Source organism: Silicimonas lutimaris, assembly GCF_047314965.1.
Classification (GTDB): domain Bacteria; phylum Pseudomonadota; class Alphaproteobacteria; order Rhodobacterales; family Rhodobacteraceae; genus JAVJUV01.
Map to the genome: position 1 here is coordinate 143,311 of NZ_JBLBVK010000054.1, position 21,008 is coordinate 164,318.

23 protein-coding genes are annotated in these 21,008 nt (G+C 56.6%); 11 read left to right on the forward strand and 12 right to left on the reverse strand.

Features of this window, described 5'->3' with window-relative positions; all coding sequences use genetic code 11:
* Positions 1-49: 49 nt before the first annotated feature.
* The 5 genes from ACKLNI_RS15565 to ACKLNI_RS15585 all read right to left on the reverse strand — a co-directional run bounded on the left by ACKLNI_RS15565 (position 50) and on the right by ACKLNI_RS15585 (position 5,117).
* Positions 50-2,050 (reverse strand): acetyl-CoA carboxylase biotin carboxylase subunit, encoded by a 2,001-nt coding sequence (locus ACKLNI_RS15565; RefSeq protein WP_413720002.1) that lies wholly within the window; start codon positions 2,048-2,050, stop codon positions 50-52.
* Positions 2,051-2,161: 111 nt separating this feature from the next.
* Complete coding sequence (locus ACKLNI_RS15570; RefSeq protein ID WP_413720003.1) at positions 2,162-2,356, reverse strand: hypothetical protein; 195 nt, start codon at positions 2,354-2,356, stop codon at positions 2,162-2,164.
* A gap of 331 nt (positions 2,357-2,687) precedes the next feature.
* Positions 2,688-3,047, reverse strand: a complete 360-nt coding sequence (locus ACKLNI_RS15575) for a hypothetical protein (protein WP_413720004.1) — start codon at positions 3,045-3,047, stop codon at positions 2,688-2,690.
* A gap of 69 nt (positions 3,048-3,116) precedes the next feature.
* Positions 3,117-3,242 carry a hypothetical protein gene (locus ACKLNI_RS15580; protein ID WP_413720005.1) on the reverse strand — a complete coding sequence of 42 codons (126 nt, stop codon included), beginning with the start codon at positions 3,240-3,242 and terminating at the stop codon, positions 3,117-3,119.
* A gap of 342 nt (positions 3,243-3,584) precedes the next feature.
* Complete coding sequence (locus ACKLNI_RS15585; RefSeq protein WP_413720006.1) at positions 3,585-5,117, reverse strand: acyl-CoA carboxylase subunit beta; 1,533 nt, start codon at positions 5,115-5,117, stop codon at positions 3,585-3,587.
* Positions 5,118-5,303: 186 nt separating this feature from the next.
* Between ACKLNI_RS15585 and ACKLNI_RS15590 the strand changes: the two genes are divergently transcribed.
* From ACKLNI_RS15590 to ACKLNI_RS15600, 3 genes are all read left to right on the forward strand, one after another.
* On the forward strand, positions 5,304-6,521 hold the full coding sequence (locus ACKLNI_RS15590; protein WP_413720071.1) for a multidrug effflux MFS transporter: 1,218 nt from the start codon (positions 5,304-5,306) through the stop codon (positions 6,519-6,521).
* Between the two features lie 63 nt (positions 6,522-6,584).
* Complete coding sequence (locus tag ACKLNI_RS15595; RefSeq protein ID WP_413720007.1) at positions 6,585-7,979, forward strand: helix-turn-helix domain-containing protein; 1,395 nt, start codon at positions 6,585-6,587, stop codon at positions 7,977-7,979.
* Between the two features lie 18 nt (positions 7,980-7,997).
* Positions 7,998-8,756 (forward strand): alpha/beta hydrolase, encoded by a 759-nt coding sequence (locus ACKLNI_RS15600; protein ID WP_413720008.1) that lies wholly within the window; start codon positions 7,998-8,000, stop codon positions 8,754-8,756.
* On the opposite strand, the gene ACKLNI_RS15605 is transcribed toward ACKLNI_RS15600, so the two are convergent.
* Complete coding sequence (locus tag ACKLNI_RS15605) at positions 8,753-9,502, reverse strand: alpha/beta hydrolase (RefSeq protein ID WP_413720009.1); 750 nt, start codon at positions 9,500-9,502, stop codon at positions 8,753-8,755. The genes ACKLNI_RS15600 and ACKLNI_RS15605 overlap by 4 nt on opposite strands.
* Before the next feature lie 200 nt (positions 9,503-9,702).
* On the opposite strand from ACKLNI_RS15605, the gene thrS reads away from it, so the two are divergent.
* The 5 genes from thrS to ACKLNI_RS15630 all read left to right on the forward strand — a co-directional run bounded on the left by thrS (position 9,703) and on the right by ACKLNI_RS15630 (position 14,874).
* Positions 9,703-11,652 (forward strand): threonine--tRNA ligase, encoded by a 1,950-nt coding sequence (gene thrS, locus ACKLNI_RS15610; RefSeq protein WP_413720010.1) that lies wholly within the window; start codon positions 9,703-9,705, stop codon positions 11,650-11,652.
* Between the two features lie 644 nt (positions 11,653-12,296).
* The gene (locus ACKLNI_RS15615; RefSeq protein WP_413720011.1) at positions 12,297-12,605 is read left to right on the forward strand and encodes a BufA1 family periplasmic bufferin-type metallophore; all 309 of its coding nucleotides are present in this window, start codon (positions 12,297-12,299) and stop codon (positions 12,603-12,605) included.
* A 68-nt stretch (positions 12,606-12,673) separates the two neighbouring features.
* Complete coding sequence (gene bufB / locus ACKLNI_RS15620; RefSeq protein ID WP_413720012.1) at positions 12,674-13,534, forward strand: MNIO family bufferin maturase; 861 nt, start codon at positions 12,674-12,676, stop codon at positions 13,532-13,534.
* Positions 13,531-14,280 carry an HvfC/BufC family peptide modification chaperone gene (locus ACKLNI_RS15625; protein ID WP_413720013.1) on the forward strand — a complete coding sequence of 250 codons (750 nt, stop codon included), beginning with the start codon at positions 13,531-13,533 and terminating at the stop codon, positions 14,278-14,280. Before bufB ends, ACKLNI_RS15625 begins: the two co-directional genes overlap by 4 nt.
* 6 nt (positions 14,281-14,286) lie before the next feature.
* Positions 14,287-14,874: a DoxX family protein gene (locus ACKLNI_RS15630; RefSeq protein ID WP_413720072.1), complete on the forward strand. Its 588-nt coding sequence runs from the start codon at positions 14,287-14,289 to the stop codon at positions 14,872-14,874.
* On the opposite strand, the gene ACKLNI_RS15635 is transcribed toward ACKLNI_RS15630, so the two are convergent.
* Together ACKLNI_RS15635 and ACKLNI_RS15640 are read right to left on the reverse strand one after the other, a co-directional pair.
* A complete protein-coding gene (locus ACKLNI_RS15635) occupies positions 14,822-15,190 on the reverse strand; it encodes a hypothetical protein (protein ID WP_413720014.1) in 369 nt (122 codons plus the stop codon). The two genes, ACKLNI_RS15630 and ACKLNI_RS15635, sit on opposite strands and share 53 nt — an antisense overlap.
* A 45-nt stretch (positions 15,191-15,235) precedes the next feature.
* The gene (locus tag ACKLNI_RS15640) at positions 15,236-15,565 is read right to left on the reverse strand and encodes an arsenate reductase family protein (RefSeq protein ID WP_413720015.1); all 330 of its coding nucleotides are present in this window, start codon (positions 15,563-15,565) and stop codon (positions 15,236-15,238) included.
* Positions 15,566-15,743: 178 nt separating this feature from the next.
* Between ACKLNI_RS15640 and ACKLNI_RS15645 the strand changes: the two genes are divergently transcribed.
* Positions 15,744-15,950, forward strand: coding sequence for a cold-shock protein (locus ACKLNI_RS15645; protein WP_413720016.1), 207 nt, complete (start codon positions 15,744-15,746; stop codon positions 15,948-15,950).
* An 8-nt stretch (positions 15,951-15,958) separates the two neighbouring features.
* Here the strand turns inward: ACKLNI_RS15645 and ACKLNI_RS15650 are convergent, their stop codons facing one another.
* Positions 15,959-16,390, reverse strand: a complete 432-nt coding sequence (locus tag ACKLNI_RS15650) for a hypothetical protein (RefSeq protein ID WP_413720017.1) — start codon at positions 16,388-16,390, stop codon at positions 15,959-15,961.
* A 111-nt stretch (positions 16,391-16,501) separates the two neighbouring features.
* Entirely contained in the window at positions 16,502-16,903 is a 402-nt protein-coding gene (locus tag ACKLNI_RS15655; protein ID WP_413720018.1) for a DUF2177 family protein, read from the reverse strand.
* On the opposite strand from ACKLNI_RS15655, the gene ACKLNI_RS15660 reads away from it, so the two are divergent.
* Entirely contained in the window at positions 16,902-17,471 is a 570-nt protein-coding gene (locus tag ACKLNI_RS15660; RefSeq protein ID WP_413720019.1) for an REP-associated tyrosine transposase, read from the forward strand. The genes ACKLNI_RS15655 and ACKLNI_RS15660 overlap by 2 nt on opposite strands.
* Positions 17,472-17,652: 181 nt before the next feature.
* Here the strand turns inward: ACKLNI_RS15660 and ACKLNI_RS15665 are convergent, their stop codons facing one another.
* On the reverse strand, positions 17,653-18,594 hold the full coding sequence (locus ACKLNI_RS15665; protein WP_413720020.1) for a DUF7946 domain-containing protein: 942 nt from the start codon (positions 18,592-18,594) through the stop codon (positions 17,653-17,655).
* Complete coding sequence (thyX, locus tag ACKLNI_RS15670) at positions 18,591-19,496, reverse strand: FAD-dependent thymidylate synthase (protein WP_413720021.1); 906 nt, start codon at positions 19,494-19,496, stop codon at positions 18,591-18,593. Before thyX ends, ACKLNI_RS15665 begins: the two co-directional genes overlap by 4 nt.
* A gap of 140 nt (positions 19,497-19,636) precedes the next feature.
* Here thyX and ACKLNI_RS15675 point away from each other — a divergent pair, with 140 nt between their 5' ends.
* Entirely contained in the window at positions 19,637-21,007 is a 1,371-nt protein-coding gene (locus ACKLNI_RS15675; RefSeq protein ID WP_413720022.1) for a hypothetical protein, read from the forward strand.
* Position 21,008: the final 1 nt, after the last annotated feature.

The window sequence follows — 21,008 nt, forward strand, 5'->3', positions numbered from 1 at the left end:
GTCTCCCCGCCCCTAGGTCTGTAGGCTGTCACGACGTGCATGCCGAGACCTATTCGAACTCCATGATGACATCGTCGACAGCAAGGCTCTGGCCTGCAGTCGCATTGATCTTCTTCACCGTGGCCTTTTTCTCGGCTCGAAGTATGTTTTCCATCTTCATCGCCTCGACAGTGCAAAGCGCTTGGCCTTCCTGCACTTCCTGTCGTTCCTCGACATCGATTTTGACGATCAGGCCCGGCATCGGGCAAAGGAGCATCTTGGATGTATCCGGCGGTGTCTTCTCGGGCATGCGCGCCGCCAGTTCGGCTTGCCGCGGCGTACGGATCGTGACCGTAAGGTCAGCTCCACGATAGCGGATTCGATAGCCAGATGTACGCCGTTCGACTTTCAGGATAAGCGGCTTGCCCCCCACGTCCAGGCGAGCAAGCGTGTCTCCAGGTGTCCAGTCGCTTTCGATCCGATAGGATTTCCCATCGCCGAAGATGACATCCGACCCTTGCCGGTCAGCGCTCATTGTCAATGCGAAGTCTTGGCCTTGAAGCGTTACTATCCAATCAGCACCCACCCGCCGCTCGTGGTTGTCCATCCGTCCAGAAATCCGGCTGCGGCGGATTTCGGCGACCCGGTGCATAGCAGCCGCCGATGCGGCAATCCTGCGCAATGCTGCATCATTCAAGGTCACGCCCTCAAATCCCTCGGGATATTCCTCGGCAATGAACGCCGTAGTCATTTCGCCCGAATTGAATTTCGGGTGATCCATCACCGCGGCGAGGAAGGGAAGGTTGTGTCCAATGCCTTCAAGTTCAAACGCGTCCAGCGCACTGCGCATTTCCTCAATGGCTTCTGCCCGGCTAGGTGCCCAAGTGCAAAGTTTGGCGATCATGGGGTCGTAGTACATCGAGATCTCGCCACCTTCGAACACGCCCGTATCGTTCCGCACGGCACGCGACTTTTCGGCGATCTCTTCTGGCGGACGGTAGCGCGAGAGTCGACCGATTGAAGGCAGGAAACCACGATAGGGATCTTCGGCGTAAAGGCGGTTTTCGATTGCCCAACCGTTGATACCGACATCCGATTGTTTGATCGTGAGCTTCTCACCGGCTGCAACACGGATCATCTGTTCCACCAGATCGACACCGGTAATCAATTCCGTAACCGGATGCTCTACCTGAAGTCGCGTATTCATCTCGAGAAAATAGAAGTTCTTCTCACCATCCACGATAAACTCGACTGTGCCGGCGCTGGAATATCCAACCGCGTGGGCCAAAGCGAGAGATTGCTCACCCATTGCTTTGCGGGTGGCCTCGTCGAGGAAAGGCGACGGTGCCTCTTCCACGACCTTTTGGTTCCGACGCTGGATTGAGCACTCCCGTTCGTTGAGATAGACACCATTGCCGTGGCTGTCGCATAGCACCTGAATCTCGATGTGGCGTGGTTGAGTCACGAACTTTTCGATAAAGATCCGGTCGTCGCCAAAACTCGAGGCTGCTTCGTTCTTAGACGACTGGTAGCCTTGCCGCGCTTCCTCGTCGTTCCATGCAATACGCATGCCCTTGCCCCCGCCGCCGGCGCTGGCCTTGATCATCACCGGATAGCCGATGTCATTTGAGATCTTTACTGCCTCATCGGCGTTCTCAATCAGGCCCATGTAACCAGGAACGGTCGAGACATTTGCATCCTGAGCGATCTTCTTCGAGGTAATCTTGTCACCCATCGCTTCAATCGCGCCCTTTGGAGGACCGATGAAGGCAACGCCTTCCGCCTCCAAGGCCTCGGCGAATTTTGGGTTTTCCGAAAGAAATCCATAGCCGGGATGAACGGCCTCTGCTCCAGTCTTGCGGATCGCCTCCATAACCTTGTCGATAACGATATACGACTGGTTCGCCGGTGGCGGGCCAATGTGGACAGCCTCATCGGCCATTTTTACATGGAGCGCGCCTTCATCGGCATCAGAATAGATGGCGACAGTTTCGATACCCATCTTGCGTGCAGTCTTGATAACACGGCACGCGATCTCACCGCGGTTTGCGATCAGGATTTTCTTGAACATTGTCCCCTCCGATGCCCTTGGTTCCTGGGCGCTGAAAAAACAGGGGCTGTCCCGGAAAAACCCGGGACAACCCCTTTGAGCCGTATTCTGGGCGTCCGGATGGACGCTTGCTCAGATGTCGTTTGCGAGAGCGCCGGCAGTTGCGCCGATTGCGGCTCCAGTGATGCACTCACCGTCTTGATATATCTCGCCGGCAGCGCAACCAATGGCGCCACCAATAAGCGCGCGCTCAAGGTCGCTGCCGCTGTTGCAGCCGGCCAGTCCAAGTATGGCCGCTGCTGCAAGGAAAGAAATTTTCTTCTGCATGTCTGTTTGCCTCTGCGTTGAAGGGCACCGCGCCCCTCTCCGACAAAGACATTACATGAATACAATTCGACAAGAGTGATCTGGATCAAGCTGCCGAAATCGGCAATGCACCGCTTAGCCGACAAGGGGAAGGATGACCTAGCTCGGGGGTTTGAGCCAGGCCATCCAGAAGGGGAAGGGTAACAGTTTTGACAATACGAGGCGCATCGCGTGTTGGAGGGAAGCACCTCGCGCATCAAGATGCCGCCAAAGAAGTCGCTAATAAAGCAGAAGCTCCAGCCCCCCTCCAAACAGGCGCTTATTTGCCTGATTTTGAGCCAAGCAGGCAAAATCATGCCACCCAACTCCCGTCAAATGCGTCTGGAAACGCAGCACGGGCCCTTGCCTCGTCGATCCTCAAGAGAGCCTCGTAACTTTCCGGGTCAAAAGGCTCTTCGGCAGCAATCACCTCGCGTCCAAAAAGCCAACTCAGCCGTCCAGCGTCGAGATTTCCACGTTCAAAAGGGGCTTCGCCGAAATAATCCCACAAGCATGCAAGAAACGCTGCGTCGGCATTCCTGTCGACCGCTTTGCGATCTGCATAACGCTCACGCCGCACCAACGGGGTTGGCCCCTTAGGATTGGCTCGGCGAATGGTGAATTGAAAATCAGTGCCGGGAAAACGGCCGGGAAAGCCCTTATATTTCAACATCGCGAGCCTCCCGAAGGCTCGGCACGGTGTTGTCGGGTGCGCATCGGCGCACCCGACTGCTCTGAAAAATCAGAACTTGGACATGGGAGCTTCTTCCATGACCGGCTCAACCACGACGACCTCTTCCTGCTGAGCGCAGGCAGCGGCGATGGTAAGAAGGCCAAAGGCCAGAAGAGTTTTGAGGGTGTTGGACATGTCTGCCTCCTTCGTTCGTCAAGCGCCGTGTTATCCGCACGGCAACTAGGATTTATCCGCACGCCAGAAACGACGCACAGCTCAAAGCTACCTGACCGCAACGACTTGCCAAGAATAGGCAAATTGTTTTCGGCAAGAAGCTTGACAGCATTGTAGCCTAGTTCTTTTCGAGCGACCACAGTCGTTTGTTTGCCAATTCGCCAAAGTTTGTGACCTGAAAGACTCAGATTCCACCTACTTACACCGCGGCAGGCGAAAACACGCCCGCTCCTCAGCAGACCATGCGGCATGTCATCAGCGAAATTGGCCAAGCCCATCATGGATTCTCCAACGGCAATCTGCTCAAAGCGGGATATTGTCGTGCTTCTTCCATGGGTTGCTCAGCTTCTTGGTTCGAAGCGATGCGAACGCACGGCAAACACGTTTACGCGTTGAGTGAGGCATGATCACCTCATCGATGAACCCGCGTTCAGCTGCACGGAAAGGATTGGCAAAATTTGTTTCGTATTCCGCTGTGCGCTCTGCAATCTTTGCTGGATCGCCTAGCTCGGAACGATAGAGGATTTCGGTTGCGCCCTTGGCTCCCATGACAGCTATCTGGGCGGTTGGCCAAGCATAGTTGAAGTCTCCACGAAGGTGCTTGGAAGACATCACATCATAGGCACCACCATAAGCCTTGCGTGTAATCAACGTGACCTTTGGAACAGTTGCCTCTCCGTAGGCAAAGAGAAGCTTGGCGCCATGTTTAATAACACCGCCGTATTCCTGTGAGGTTCCGGGAAGGAAACCAGGTACGTCAACTAGGGTCAGAATGGGAATTTCGAAGGCATCGCAAAAACGCACGAACCGAGCGGCCTTGCGGCTTGAATCAATATCCAGAACCCCCGCCAGAACCATTGGTTGGTTTGCAACAACTCCGACCGTGGACCCCTCAAGACGTATGAATCCCGTGACAATGTTCCCGGCAAAATTTTCCTGAATCTCGAAGAAATCCCCCTCATCAGCGACCTTGCGGATCAATTCCTTCATATCGTATGGCTGGTTGGGATTGCTCGGGATCAATGTATCGAGGCTGTCCTCGATGCGGTTGGGATCATCGAAGAACGGACGTACCGGTGCTTTTTCGCGGTTCGATGACGGAAGGAAGTCTACCAACCTCCGGATCTCGGCAAGCGCCTCCACATCGTCCCTGAATGCTCCATCTGCGACTGAGCTTTTCTTGGTATGCGTTGCCGCCCCACCCAACTCTTCGGCAGTCACGACTTCGTTGGTTACGGTCTTGACCACGTCCGGCCCGGTAACGAACATGTACGAACTGTCCTGCACCATGAAGATAAAGTCCGTCATCGCTGGCGAGTAGACCGCTCCGCCTGCGCAGGGCCCCATAATGACGCTGATCTGCGGCACCACTCCGCTGGCCATAATATTACGCTGAAATACCTCAGCATAGCCTGCAAGAGACGCGACACCTTCCTGAATTCGCGCGCCGCCGGAGTCATTCAGTCCGACAACTGGCGCTCCATTCTGCATTGCCATATCCATGATCTTGCAGATCTTCTGGGCGTGGGTCTCCGACAAGGAACCGCCGAAAACGGTGAAGTCCTGACTGAAGACATAGATCTTCCTACCGTTGACCGTCCCCCAACCAGTCACTACGCCATCACCTGCAGGCTTGCTATCGGCCATCGAGAAATCAGTCGCCCGATGAGTGACGAACATGTCGAATTCTTCAAAGGAGCCTTCGTCCAACAAAAGCTCTATACGCTCTCGAGCAGTTAGTTTGCCCTTCGCATGCTGTGCGGCAATCCTCTTCTCTCCGCCTCCAGCACGCGCCTCAGCACGGCGCCGCTCCAGTTCCTGCAGAATATCGGACATCCTTATTGCTCCTTCCCCGCTTTACATTGCGCACTACCGCGACACCGCCGTACGTCAAAGAGAATTTTGGCAAATTTGCAAATTATGCGAAAAGCAAAATCCATTTTCTGCAAATTATCTAACTGTGCGATCACGCACACCGTTCTACGTATAGACAGCGCACGAACCCGGATCTAAGTGTCGGACATGAGCTCAACTTCTGCGGTTCGATTTCTCGACCGAACCACTCCACCTCATATACTCACGCTTGTTCTTATGGCCGGCATCGCGGCAATGAACATGAGTGCTTTTCTCCCTTCCTTGCCGGGAATGGCGGAGTACTTCGGCACAGAGTACGAAGTGATGCAGTTATCTGTCTCGTTGTACCTAGCGGTAAACGCCCTCCTACAGCTCTTCATTGGCCCAGTTGCAGACCGCTTTGGTCGGCGCGTGACAACGCTTACTTGCCTGTCAATTTTCGTCGTGGCGACACTCGGCTGCATAATGGCAACCTCCGTCGAGGCCTTCCTGTTCTTCCGAATGCTTCAGGGCGTGGTTGCTGTGGGGCTTGTGCTTTCTCGAGCCATAGTACGTGACATCGTCCCCCAGAACGAAGCAGCATCGATGATCGGCTATGTAACAATGGGAATGGCCCTTGTCCCAATGGTCGCGCCAATGATCGGTGGAGCGTTGGATGCAGCTTTCGACTGGCATGCGACATTCATTTTTCTTTTGGCTGGAGGCATAGGAGTTCTGGCATTGTGCTGGGCTGACCAGGGCGAGACATTCGCAGGGTCCGGCATGAATTTCCGGGACCAGTTTCGCGAGTATCCGGAGCTTCTCAGGTCACGGAGATTCTGGGGATATGTCTTCTCCGCCGCCTTCGCCTCAGGAGCATTTTTCGCGTTCTTGGGTGGGGCACCATGGGTCGCGTCAAACGTCTACGGCTTATCATCATTTGAAGCAGGCATTGGTTTTGGGGCACCGGCCATAGGATACGCCATAGGGAATGGGATATCCGGAAGATTTTCAGTCAGGTTTGGCGTCAACTGGATGGTTCGGACCGGAGCGACTATTGCCGCAACAGGACTTTGCGCTGCAACGCTGCTGGCGATCATCGGCATAGACACGCCCATTGTCTTCTTCGGATTCTGTACTTTCGTCGGACTTGGCAATGGCATGGTAATCCCCAACGCCAGTGCGGGGATGCTGTCGGTGCGCCCACACTTGGCTGGTACAGCATCCGGACTCGGCAGTTTCTTTATGATCGGCGGCGGCGCAGCATTGTCAGTGGTCGCTGGAACTGTCCTGAAATTTGGGGGAGGGAGCCTTCCGCTGCTCATCCTGATGACGACGTCAGTTCTTTTCGGACTTGCAGCAGTTCTCTACGTGATCCATCGCGAAAACGAACTTCAATCCGCCTGACAACTTGCCAAGTTAAGCAAAACCTTGGAATCTGGTTTGCAAATTTGCGAGCTGGAGCATTCCATGAGCACAAAGAAACTCTATGCAGGCGCGAAGCTTCGCGAGACTCGCACCAGACTCGGGCTGACGCAAAAAGCCTTTGCCGAACGGCTAGGAGTATCTCTGCCCTATCTGAACCAGATGGAAAACAATCACCGGCCGGTTTCGTCGGCTGTCATTCTGGCACTCGTTCAAGAGTTCGATTTTGATGTCAGCGAATTGGCGGTTGGCGACGGAGAACGCATGGTCAGCGACCTGCGCGAGGCACTGGCTGACCCGATATTCAGAGACGCAGTGCCGCCTGTTGTAGATCTCAGGCTGGTCGCATCTAATGCCCCAGCCCTTGCTCGAGCATTTCTTGCTCTCCACCGCGCTTATCTTCAGGCGAACGAGCGCCTTGCATCGCTTGATGAAGCTTTGGGTCAGTCGGACGTAAGGCCGGGTGCATCGCCGTGGGATGAGGTGCGTGACTTCTTCCATTACTGCGACAATTACATCGACGCCGTCGATAAGGCCGCCGAGCGATTTGCAGGTGATCGCGGCGCTGACGAAGCCATACGCGCAGCGTTTGAAGCACACGGAATCGAAATGCGTGACACAGAAGATGAAAAGGTCATTCGTCGCTTCGACCCAGCCAAAAAGACATTGTGGCTGTCTTCGCGAGCAGCGGAGCCCACAAGACGTTTCCAGGCCCTTTTGCAGATAGCGCTTCTGACCCAGAACGACCTGATCGAGGCGACACTAGACCTCGCCAGATTCCAGACAGAGACAGCCCGGGACATTGCGAAAATCGGACTGGCGAACTACTTCGCTGGAGCCTCGTTAATGCCCTACGCACGCTTCCTGACTGCAGCTCGGACGTCCAGGCACGACCTGGAGCGCCTTGCCAGGCAATTTGGTGCATCACTGGAGCAGGTCGCACACCGGCTATCCACCCTGCAAAGACCCGGGAATAAAGGTGTACCCTTCTTTTTCGTTCGCGTCGATCAGGCAGGCACGATCACCAAAAGGCACTCGGCAACTCGACTGCAGTTCGCGAGATACGGTGGCGCATGCCCGCTGTGGAACGTCCACAGGGCATTCGAGACACCTGGGCAATTTCTTCGGCAACTTGCCGAAACACCGGACGGGGTTCGCTACTTTTGCCTCGCCCGCGAAGTTTCGACGGGTGGCGGCGCATTCCGAGCACCTGTTCGTCGCTTTGCGATCGCCTTGGGTTGCGAAGTCACTCACGCGCCTGAGGTCGTTTATTCGGACGGCCTCGACCTTACAGATGCTGCGGCCTTTGAGCCGATCGGGATTTCGTGTAGGATTTGTGAACGTCAAGATTGTCATCAGAGATCGGTGCCGCCATTGGAAAGCCACCTTTCGGTTGATCCCGACAGGCGCGAGATCCTGCCCTATGAGGTTGCTGGATAGATGCTGTAATCAGTGCTCGTGATACTCTCCACCAGCTATTTCGCGTGGTATCTAGAGCATTTCGAAATGGCGATGATCTACCCCTTTGATGCCACCTACATGACACCCGACGTCTCCGGAGAACCTCGCTTGAAAGAGACCCGTCTCAAGACCGAAGACAACGAAGCACTAATCGTCTGGCGAGCCCCGGCCGCCGAGGGACAACCAACCCTGAATTACTTCCCCGGCAACGCAGGAGGCCTTAAGGACAGAGTCGAACGTTTTGGCGATCTTCTTGATCGTGGCTATGGCTTGACCACTTTGGCTTATCGCGGCTCCGGCGGTTCTTCCGGACAACCCAACGAAAACTTGCTCATCTTGGACGCCAAGGCATTGGCGCTGATGGAAAAGGACCGACCACTCATACTCTACGGAGAGAGCCTTAGAACTGCGGTTGCGATCGAGCTCGCCGCTGCGGGCATAGGCGATGCCCTGGTGCTCGAAGCACCTTTCACCACTCTTTCCCAGTTGGCCGCAAGCCAGTACCCTGACGAAGAACTTGACCATCTACTAACGCAGCGGTGGCAAAGCATCGAACTTATCCCGCAAGTTCAACAGCCACTTCTCGTGATCCACGGTACTCATGATCGTATTGTTCCCATTTCCATGGGATTGGAAATCTGCCAAGGCGCTGGCTCCCAAGAAAAACAGTTCGTCGAAGTTAATGGCCGCGGCCACAATGGTCTCTGGACACCTAGGGTTCTGGATGCGTTGTTCGTTTTCGTCGAAGCGCGTTAAACCGCTTTCACCGTCACATCTTCGATTGCTTGCTCGATCATCGACAAGCAATCCGGATCGGAAAATCGGTGATCTGCGCCCTTGACTAATGTCAGATTCAGATCGTCGCCTTCGGCATGCTCTAGAAGGCGCAAAGCGACTGAGACATCGACGTCCATGTCCGCAGTTCCATGTAACATTCGAACTGGGAACGGCAGCGATAACGGCGATCGCAAGACCAATTGCTTTCGTCCTTCTTCGATCAGTCGTCGCGTAAAGATGTACGGCTCTTCCGAGTATGCCGAGGGCATCTCAATCTGTCCTTCACTCAACAAGCGCTGTTTCTGATGGTCGTTTAGTGAGGCCCAAAACGCGTCCTCCGTGAAGTCCGGAGCGGCTGCAATTGTGACAAGCCCTGCAACCTTTTTGGGCATCTCTCTTGCGATCAGCAAGGAGATCCAGCCTCCCATCGATGATCCAACCAATATTTGCGGCCCTTCGGTGAGGTTAGCTATGATTGCCGCCGCATCCTCTGCCCAATCGCCTATGCATCCATCCAGAAAATCACCTGACGACTGACCATGACCCGAATAGTCGAAACGAAGGTATGCCCGCCCGCCTCTTTCTGCCCAGGTCTCAAGGTGTAGTGCCTTGATTCCCTCCTTGTCCGATCGAAAGCCGCCGAGAAACACGACACCGGGCCCGCTACCAAAGATCTGGTTGTAGGCAAGTTTCCGGATACCGCTGTGTTGAAAACTCCGAGTCATTTCGCCTTTCCGCTTCTCAGGATCAGGCTAGACAATCTTCTGGCATTGGCAATGTCTCCAAGGCCATAGAATACAACCGAAATTACATGGCAAAAGGCAACCGCCGTTGACTTCTCCCAGAAGCGCTGCCACATCCGACAACCAAATCAAACCCGCAACCGGGCGTTCCGTGGGCGCCAAATCGACGAGGAGCACGGCTCATGGCCGACATTTCCCTGACATTTCCTGATGGCAACTCCCGCCAGTACCCCGCTGGCGTGACCGCATCCGACGTGGCCAATGATATCTCGACCTCTCTTGGAAAAAAGGCAATCAGCGCGACCGTCGACGGTCAGCATTGGGATCTTTCCTGGCCCATTGATCGCGATGCCGCGATTTCCATTCATACCATGCAGGACGACAATCAGGCTCTGGAACTGATCCGCCATGACCTTGCGCATATCATGGCGCGCGCGGTTCAGGAAATCTGGCCGGACGTCAAGGTTACGATAGGTCCGGTCATTGAAAATGGCTGGTATTATGATTTCGACAGACAAGAACCCTTTACGCCGGATGATCTGAGCCGCATCGAGACCCGGATGAAGGAAATCATCAACTCCAGAGAACCGGTTCGAACCGAAGTCTGGGACCGCGCCCGCGCTATTTCGCATTATGAGGCAAGCGGCGAACCCTACAAAGTCGAGTTGGTCCATGCGATCCCGGACGATGGTCAGCCGATCCGGATGTATTGGCATGGACACTGGCAGGATCTCTGCCGCGGGCCTCACCTGCAACACACGGGGCAAGTGCCAGCCGACGCCTTCAAGTTGATGCGTGTGTCCGGAGCATACTGGCGCGGGGACTCCAAGAATGCCCAACTACAGCGCATTTACGGCGTGGCCTTCCGCAACCGCGACGACCTTAAGGCATACCTGACGTTTCTTGAGGAAGCAGAGAAGCGAGATCACCGCAGGCTCGGCCGCGAAATGGATCTCTTCCATATGCAAGAGGAAGCGCCTGGCCAGGTGTTTTGGCACCCGAACGGCTGGACAGTCTACACGACTCTACAGGACTACATGCGACGGCGCCAGCGAGCGGGCGGCTATGTCGAGGTGAACACCCCACAGGTGGTTGATCGCAAACTCTGGGAGGCTTCTGGTCATTGGGAAAAGTACCAGGAGCACATGTTTATTGTCGAAGTCGACGAAGAGCATGCCCGCGAGAAAGCCATCAATGCTCTAAAGCCGATGAACTGCCCTTGCCACGTTCAGATATTTAATCAGGGGATCAAATCATACCGTGATCTGCCGCTGCGCATGGCCGAGTTCGGATCGTGTGCCCGCTACGAGCCCTCCGGCGCGCTTCACGGGCTGATGCGCGTGCGCGGTTTCACTCAGGACGATGGGCATATCTTCTGCCGAGAAGACCAGATCGAAAATGAAACGGCACGGTTTATCGAGTTTCTCTCGACAATCTATCGGGACCTTGGCTTTCCGGACTTCAAGGTGAAGTTCTCGGATCGTCCGGAGCTTAGGGCCGGGTCCGACGAGATCTGGGACAAGGCCGAAACGGCTCTCCTTGCAGCGACCCGAGCGGCGGGAATTGAACCTGAGTTGAATCCCGGTGAAGGCGCCTTCTACGGGCCTAAACTCGAGTTTGTGCTGACCGATGCGATTGGTCGGGACTGGCAGTGCGGCACGCACCAAGTAGATTTCGTTGTCCCGGATAGACTGGATGCCAACTACATCGGCGAAGATGGCGCCAAGCACCGACCGGTCATGCTTCATCGGGCCACATTGGGCAGCTTCGAGCGCTTTATAGGCATCCTCATCGAGGAGCACGCTGGCAAGCTCCCGTTCTGGCTTGCTCCACGCCAAGTTGTGGTGGCCTCGATTGTCTCAAATGCAGATCCGTTTGTTAAGGAGATCGTGGAACGGCTTCGACAGGTGGGCGTTCGGGCTGAAGCCGATATCCGTAACGAGAAGATCAACTACAAGATTCGGGAACACTCAGTTGGCAAGGTGCCAGTCATCCTTGCTATTGGGCAACGAGAGGTCGAAGAGCGCACGGTAACGGTCAGAAGACTCGGTGAGAAACAAACCTCGGTCGAGCCTTTGGATAAGATCATCGAAGAGCTTCGTGCCCAAGGCATGCCGCCAGACCTGGAATGAGGCCTGCCGATCCGACCGCCAATGCACGTCATGGCCGAAAGCTGCCAAGGGACGGTGCGAGGCGGCCCGTGGTTTGTTTCCGCCTGGCATTCCAAAGCCGGCCACTGCTTACCATTGAGGCTTTGCAGCACGCAGCTTCCACCAAATGCTATGACACTGTCCGTCTGTCCGATCGTCTCTTTCCCACCAACGGCGACCAAAAGACCAAGGCACTTCGACAAATTCACGTTCATTTAGTGAATATGCCGAGCGACCACTGAGCTGTCGATTTCTCCGACCCGCAATGTGTCGATCTGTATCCCATCAATATCATGTTTGCTCAGACATTCCCAATCCGAGGACACGATGCCGAAGTCATCAATTGCCCCCACTGATTGAATTGTTACTGTCATTGCCCCTAGTCACGACGGGCTATGGCTTCAATTTTGAAATCCCAGCACGCGATGAATAAGCATATAAATTCAAATACTTACACTGAGAACCGCATCACTTTTCGGCAGTCGAGCAAAGCCGAGCTGTGTTTCAGGTTCTAACGAGATCGTCAAACACGCAGCCGTGAGTGGCAATTGATCGCAAGACAGATTTTCTTTGCCGTGTCGCCGATGCGGCGCGTTAGTCAATATGAACCTAAGGAACCTATTCCGATGTCGAACACAACCAAAACCCTTGCCGTTGCTGGCGCTCTTGCCGCTGCTTTGACCGCTTCCCTCTCTGCCCCTGCTCATGCTCAAGCGAAGGAGAAGTGCTATGGCGTCTCTCTGGCTGGCAAGAACGATTGCGCTGCGGGACCGGGCACGACCTGCGCCGGCACCTCGACTGTGGACTACCAAGGCAACGCTTGGACGCTGGTCGACGCCGGAACGTGCGCCGAGATCGAACTTCCCGCCATGGCGGATGGCACGTCTCGTATGGGTTCGCTTGAAGCACTCGATCGTGACCTGCCCCAAGGCTGATCACACATGATTTCAAAGCGCACTCCTTGCAAAAGGGGGGCGCCCCTCAAAAAGCCGGACTCCCAAAAATGCTCGACGGACATCTTCATAAATTTCAAAGTCTGCCTGCGGCATCCGGGGTCGGATACAAATCCCAGCATTTCTCCCAGATTCTGGAAGAGACCGGATCCGTTGCCTGGCTTGAAATCCATGCTGAGAATTATATGGGCGACGGTGGACGTCCTCTGGCCCAGTTGCGCTGTTTGGCTGAGCGGTTTCCGTTTTCTGTTCACGGGGTCGGTCTATCGATCGGCGGAGAAGTACGTCTTGATCGCGAACATCTTCTGCGCGTGAAAAAGCTGTGTGAATGGCTGGGTCCCGCAAGCTTTTCAGAGCACCTGGCTTGGTCGACCCATGACGGCGCATTTCTGAATGATCTCCTCCCATTGCCTTATACCAGCTCAACCCTGTCCCGCGTCGTCGATCACATCAATGAGGTTCAGGGAACACTTGATCGCCGAATGCTTCTTGAGAACCCGTCGTCGTATTTGGCGTTCTCCGAAAGCACCATGAGCGAACCGGAGTTCTTGCATGAAATTGCCCAGCGCACCGGATGCGGGTTACTGCTGGACGTGAACAATGTGTTCGTCAGCGCAACGAACCTGGGAAGCGATCCAGTTTCATACATCGATGCTTTCCCGCTTGAGTTGGTCGGCGAAATTCACCTTGGCGGACATGACGAGGACGAGGACGATTTTGGAGCTCCCCTCCTGATCGACAGCCACGGACGCGAGGTCGCCGACCCTGTCTGGTCGCTTTATGACTACACGGTCGGTAAGGCGGGTCCGCGACCAACCCTGATCGAGTGGGACAATGATGTGCCAGACTGGTCAACCCTTGAAGCTGAGGCGGCACGTGCTGCCGTACTGCTGGAGCGGGTTGCTGCATGATTGTCGACCAAACCGATTTCGCTACCGCGCTTCTCGATCCCCTTGCGAAACGTCCGCTTGGATTAATCGACGGCGCGCAGCGCCCTGCGGGCCGGCGCTTCGATGTCTACCGCAACAACGTGGCTGCCTCGCTGACCGAAGCGCTGGAAACGGCATTCCCAGCTCTGACCAAACTCGTTGGAGAGCAGAATTTTCGTGCACTTTCCGGTGTGTATCTTCGTGAGCATCCACCGTCATCGCCGGTGATGATGTTCTACGGTGAACACATGCCGAATTTCCTTTCCACGTTCCAACCGACCTCGAGCATCGGATACTTGCCGGATGTGGCACGGTTGGAGCTCGCGATGCGCGAGAGCTATCACGCTGCAGATTTTCAACCTATCGATCCCAAAATCTTACAAGGCATCCAACCAGAGACTCTTATGGCGTCGAAACTTGGGCTGGCACCTTCGTTGCGGCTGATCCGATCTCTCTGGCCGCTTCATTCAATCTGGCGTTTCAATATGGTTGAGGGGTCACCGAAACCCACCATGGTAGCGCAGGACGTCGCTGTACTTCGGGTCGACATGGATCCTGAGCCTCATCTTCTTCCAAAAGGTGGCGGGAGATTTCTCGAAGCTGTTCTGAACGGTCGGCCACTTGGGGAAGCCTATGACGCGGCAAGCGTCGAAATTCCTGACTTCGACCTATCGAAAACGCTGGCAATTTTGCTGAGCGCCGAGGCGCTCACTTCCATCGGAGACTGACACATGATCCGCGCATTTTCATCAATCCATGATGCGGTTTTCAGCAACATTGAACGCGCCACAGTCCCTGTCATGACAACTTTGGCGCGCTTTCTTTTCGCAGCCATATTGTCTGTCTATTACTGGAATTCAGGCCTCACGAAGCTGGGCGAAGGATTTTGGGGCTTCATTTTCCCTTCCGACGGAGCCTACATTCAAATCTTTCCTAAGGCTGTGGAAGCCGCTGGGTATGACTTTTCGCAGTTGGGCGTGTTCCACTGGCTCGTCGTAGTGGCGGGGACATGGGCCGAATTCCTCCTCCCTCTGGCAATCACGATTGGCCTTTTCACTCGTCTCGCCGCGCTTGGCATGATCGGGTTCATAGCTGTGCAGACATTGACCGACCTCTTTGGCCATGGCGGGATCGCACACCAGGGCACGCTGGGAGCTTGGTTTGACCGCCTGCCAGACTCGATCGTTTTGGATCAACGCGCGTTCTGGGTGTTCGTGCTGCTCTACCTCGTCTTTCGGGGAGCAGGTCCCTTGTCTGCAGACCGCTTTCTCAGAAGTGGCTCTTCGGCTCATCAGGCCGCCCGGCAGCCAGCGCAAGGATAGCAGCAAGCCCGCACATAGACACCGGGAAGATCGAAAAGAATCCAATACCGAAAGCCCAGTAAAGTCCACCCGCAGCAAGGGCTAGAGCCAACCCACCCCATAGCGCCCGGTACTTCGCCATGGCAGCCCCCGCGATTGCCAATAGCGGCGCAAGGACGCTCATGGCTCGGATTGCGTCGACATTCTTTGGCAACTCCGCCAGATCAGGCCACTCGCCCCATCGATACAGCGCCTCCGTGTAGCCGAAACTGACGATACCCATGAAAAGGGCCAGAAGGCCACCTATCAACCCAAGCGCTGCAGCTGCGTTTCGCATACGGTTTACCTCCGATACGAACGAGAAATAGGAAACAACGAACCGCTATCCAAGATGCTGTAACTGAACGGCCTTGTCCCAACCAAGTGTCAGATTCCGTCCGGTATCTATCACGGGGCGCTTCATCAGTGCCGGGTATTCTACCAGCAAAGCTTCTGGCGAACGACTGCGCTCAGTCTCGGAAAGCCCTCTCCATGTCGTTGAACGCTTATTGATCAGAGCATCAGCGAACGCACCAATAAACCTTGCAATCAACGCGTCGTCGAGCGGTTCGGTGCGAACATCTCGGAAAGTGACGTCCTGTCCCGCGTCCTCCAATGCCTTGATGGCCTTGCGGCAAGTGTCGCAGGTTTTCAATCCGTAAAGGACAGGCATCGGAAAGTATCCTTCGTGAAATGCACAAATGTTAACCTTGTTTTTTTGTCAATACACGCCAGATTCGAGAGTGCAACATGCGTCTTGAGGCGTGCCGTTACATGCGGCATTTCTCTGGAGTTCTTGCTGCATCAACGACCGCACGCCAATGCGTGCGCCTACGACGAAGGAAGTACCCATGCCTACCGGCACCGTGAAATGGTTCAATACAACAAAGGGTTACGGCTTCATTGCCCCTGACAATGGAGGCAAGGACATTTTTGTCCACATCTCCGCCGTCGAACGGGCAGGAATGACCGGCCTGGCAGACAACCAGAAAGTTTCCTACGAATTGATCGAAGGGCGCGACGGGCGCCAGTCGGCGGGAGAACTGAAGGCGATCTGAAGCCGGTCTCAGAGACCTGCTTCTTCTTGGGCGACCTCGGTGGCGACGGTGATGAGCGTCGGGGCCGGGCTGAGGGACGGCACGGATGACGTGCCGCAGCGAAGGTTTGCGCGGTCGCCCTCCCCTACCGTAACCTCCTGATTTACCTGACCATTCGCCGTCATGGCGGTGATAGTCCACGTGCCCTGGGGGACGCGGATGAGGATGGGCTGGCCGACGCGGCAGGTGCCGATGGAGCGGCCGTTCAGAAGGATTGCGGGCGCGGTGGCGACATTGGTCACCAGCCCCACTTCCGTCCTGCGATACACCAATATCTCGTTGCTGGGCATCTCGCCCTCACCAATTATGGTGGGATCAGGGTCCTGCCCCGCCGGTCCGATCTGAACGGCGCCGGCACAGGCCGTCAGTGAAAAAGCGAAAATCAACGGCAAAAAGCGCATCAGAATCCCCCGGTCGGCAAACGGTGTGCAAAACGTCGGCAAAACGTATGGCACCCGGTATGGCAGTATGCCGCCGGGGGCGCGGGACGCAACCGCAGGGGGCAAGAAATCTCAGCCAAAAATCGCCCGCGTCACCCAGACACCGCCCACGGCGGACACGCCGGTCAGCACCGTGCCCCAGGCCCAGTCGGTGAAAACCATGCGGGGATGCCAGGCCTCGAGCGTGGCGTAGTTCGTCCACTCATAGGTGCCATAGGCGATGGCGCCCAGAAGCGCGCCCTGCCAGAGCGCGCGGAGCAGATCGCCGTCCTTCAGCGCGGGATAGGACACGAGGATCAGAAGCCCCGCGACATAGAACAGGTAGAAGGCGGCGGCGGGGCCGATCCGGGGGGTGTCGAGAATGGCGTCGCCCAGATGCTGACGGAAGAGCGGCGCCATGACCGTGTTCAGCATGATCGCGTCGAGGATCAGGAAGATGCCGGCGGTCGAGAGATAGAGGGTGAGGGTCTGCATGAGCGCGCTCCTTTGTAAGGAATACGCGGGAGAGCGCGGTTTGGTTCACGAAGCGTTAACCACGGATCGGCGAAGCCGGGGAATGTCGGACTATCTGAGGCCGTGCGTTCCGGGCGCGACGGTGTTCTTCACGGTAACTTTGGCGAAGCGTGGCGGCGATGTGTTGACCCGCGAAATCGGGGCGCTGCGCGATGCGGTGCGCCAGACCAGGGCCGTGCGCCCGTTCCGGATCGACGCATGGGTGGTCATGCCGGATCATCTTCATGCGGTCTGGACGCTGCCGGAAGGCGATGCCGATTGCTCGGTGCGCTGGGGCGCGATCAAGGCGCGGTTCGTGATGAATGTGCGTAGGGCGGGCTTCAGCCCGCCAACCAGGTTACCGCCTGTGGCAACGGGCAGGTTTGCCGGGCTGAAGCCCGGCCTACGCGTCGGAAAGCGGGAAGCCGCGATATGGCAACGCCGGTTCTGGGAGCATCACATCCGGGACGAGTGCGATTTCCGAGCGCATGTGGAGTATTGTTGGTTCAATCCCGTGAAACACGGGTTTGTCGAGCACCCGGCCGATTGACCGTATTCGTCGTATCACCGGGACCGGGCGCGGTTCGGAACGTAGGCCGGGCTTCAGCCCGGCATGGCGGGTGGTTGGGGTTGGGCATGCCGGGATGGCGGGGCTTGCCGGATTTGCCGGGGTAAACCCCGGCGTACTTGGTGGGGTGGCATCCCACCCTACGCTTGCCTTGCAACGACAATCAATCGTTATCACTCTCGTCAATAACTTCTAAGTCTTCTTCGTCATCTCTAAGATCGCCAACGCCAACAACAATCAACTTCGCGACCCTACCGGTTCGCGTCACGTCTCGCATAACATCAAAACGAATAACACAAGACGGATCATCGGAGTTCGCAATATTCTTCTGAAGACTTTCCGCAATTAGGTTGACACCCTCACTCGTTCTTCCGGCGGCCGTCAAATAAAATGGAATGGGGCGAGGATGTGTCGTAGGAACAAACCGACCATTAAAAGTGTTCATATTGAACATGGATACACGACCTCCAATGGAGATCACATCATCAACACGTGTGCGATAGCGCAGACCTTGAAATGTATCCAAATTAATTTGAACATCGCTTTTAGTTGCATCTACCCCTTTGCCCACAATTGCCAATTCTGCTGTTTCCGAACCCACTATAGGTCTATGCATGTCGGCTATGGCCGGCTCAACTTTCTCAACCAACGATTCCAACTGACTCTTTTTGGGCATCAAGAAGCCTTCGCTACCATCCTGAAGCGCTCGCTCATATGTTTCTCGTAGGCTTTCCTCGTAATCGACTTTTTGGCCAGTCGCCTCGTGAACAACAAAGTCGTACAGAGAAAAAATAACATGACCCAAAGGGTTATTGGGCTCCAAAGATCCTAGGGCAAAAGCACCCACACTCATTGAGGTTATGAGTGCAGGGAACTTGTACGAACCGAAATCAGGAGGCGCACACAGGATCTGAGCACCACGTAAAGACGTAGACTGAGTGATGATTTCGTTGTTAAGCGCGAAGTGCGTTACAAGCGAAAGGCTCCTCTCATAACCTCGAATTGCTCGTGACAGATCGTAAAGATCGATAAGACCTTCGTCCGCAAGTTCACCTTTGTACCGAAGCGTAATTGGAAAAGGGTTTCCAGTATACTCGATTATCAATCAATTACTCCTTTAAACTCCCGCCATTCCCCCTTCGACATGCCGGAGGTCTCCTGCGTGACCTCCTCTCCTTTCAGCATCCGCCGCAGGCAGTCCAGCGCCTTCCCCGACAGCGTCGCGCCGCCCATGCGGTAGTCCTCGAAGGCGGCGTAGGCGAAGGGGACCCAGTCGCGGACCAGTTCGCAGATCTGCTCGGCATAGACGCGGATCTCGTACTGGGCGTGGCTGTCTGCGCGCAGGCGCAGGAAGTGGAAGAGGTTGTGGAGGTCTACCTTCCAGTACCACTGGGTGTAGATGTTGGCGGGCAGGTTCATGCGGGCCAGTTCTCGGGCCAGGCCCTGTTGCCCCTCCTGCCCGATCATTTCCTCGTAGTGGTCATAGCAGCGCGCGGCGTCGCCTTTCAGGTAGTCGAGCACGCGGGCCGCTTCCTCGCCCGAGAGCGCCTCGCCCCGGCCCTGGTTGTTGATCGTGGATTGCGCGGCGAGGTCTTCGGCGCGCGGGATGTAGAACTCGCGGTCGAGGATCGAGTAGCGGGCGGAGTATTCGTTCACGTTGGCGGTGCGGTGGCGGATCCACTGGCGGGCGACGAAGACGGGGAGTTTGACGTGGAGTTTCAGCTCGCACATCTCGAAGGGGGTCGAGTGCCAGTGGCGCATGAGGTAGCGGATCAGGCCCTCGTCGTTCGAGACGGCCTTGGTGCCCTTGCCATAGGAGACGCGGGCGGCCTGGGTGATGGCGTTGTCGTCGCCCATGTAGTCGATGACGCGGACGAAGCCGTGGTCGAGCACGGGATAGGCGGTGTAGAGGTGTTTCTCCATGCCGTCGGCAACCGCGCGGAGGGTCTGGCGCGGCGTGGCGCGAAGGTCGTCGATTTCGGCCTGCTGTTCGGGCGTGAGTGGCATGCGGTGTCCCCCTGTCGTGCGAGTCGTTTGGCTACTTTATCTGGTGCGGGGGTGGGGGTGAACCGCAATATGCGGATGGCGTTGACTTTGCGCGGCAGGCCATTAAGGGTGCTGTGACCGATTTGAGAGGCAAGATTGAGATGGTGCGGTTACTGGCGATCCTGATTGCGGTCATGGGCCTTGGGCTGGGCGCGGCGGTGGCGCAGACCCAGGTGCCGGACGGGGCGACCGTAGTGTCCAGCGTGCAGGCGCGCGCGATCGCACGGAAGGCGCTTGCCGAAGGCAAGCTGCAGATTGCGGACGCTTTGACCGCGGCGCTGCTGGTGCAAAACCCGACCGACGCCGAGGCGCTGATGATCCGGGCGCTGCTGATGCGGGCCCTGGGGCGGCTGGATGAGGCCCGCGAGCATGCCGCCTCTGCCTGGCGCCATGCCCCGACACCTGCCCTGCGTTTCGAGGCGGCGATGCTGACGGCGGATGTGCTGACGCGGCAGGAGAAGTTCAGCCGAGCCCAGTTCTGGCTGCGCCGCGCGGACCAGGCCGCCCCCGACGACCAAAGGCGCGCCGTTGCCGCGCGAGCCTTCGGTGTCGTCCGTCAACGCAACCCGCTGCAGGTCAACCTGCGGTTCTCGCTGAAGCCGTCGAACAACGTCAACAACGGGGCCGAAACGCTGGAGATCGACATCGGCGGGCTGCCGTTTCTCATCGACAGTTCGGGCCAGCAACTGGGCGGCTGGGAAGGCTCGACCGGGCTGTCCTTCGGATATCGGCTGGCCGAGAACAAGACCGCGCGCACGGACATCCTGGCGGACGTGTTCTTCCGCAAAGTGTGGCTGAATTCCGAGGCCGCCATTCTGGCCCCGGCCGCGCGTGGCTCGGATTACGACTATGGAGCATTGGTCGCCGGAATTCGACACCAGAGGCTTATATGGCCTGACATGGGCCCGAGCACGATTGCGGGCATCGCGGGGCAAAGCTGGTATGGCGGGGAGAAGCTGGCGCGCTGGGTCGAGATTCAACTTGGCCAGAACGTCAAGCGCTCGGAACAAAGCGCGTTGCGCTTCGGGGTGAAGGCGCGGGTCGAGAAGCGGCTGGATGACAGCATCAACGACTCGCGGTCGCTGGGGCTAAGCGCGGAATACCTGCGGGCGATCGAAGGTGGTGGAGGCTACAGCCTTGGTGCCCGCGTACAGAATATCTGGTCAGACTCCGCAACCGTCGACAGCCTGATCCTGGGTTTCAGCGCCAGCAGGACGCTGCCGAAACTGGGGCCTGTGCAGCCGCGGCTCAGCATGTCCGCCGAAAACCGCGACTATCAGAAATGGGCTGCGACAGCCGGTGGCCGGGAAGACAGGACGCTCAGCCTGCAGATTGACGCGACATGGTCCGATGTCAGCTACTACGGGTTCGTTCCGCAGGCCACTCTGATCGCCCGCCGGACATGGTCAAACGTGGATATCTATGACCGGAATGAACTGTCGCTCGGGCTGACCGTGGTCTCGCGTTTCTGAC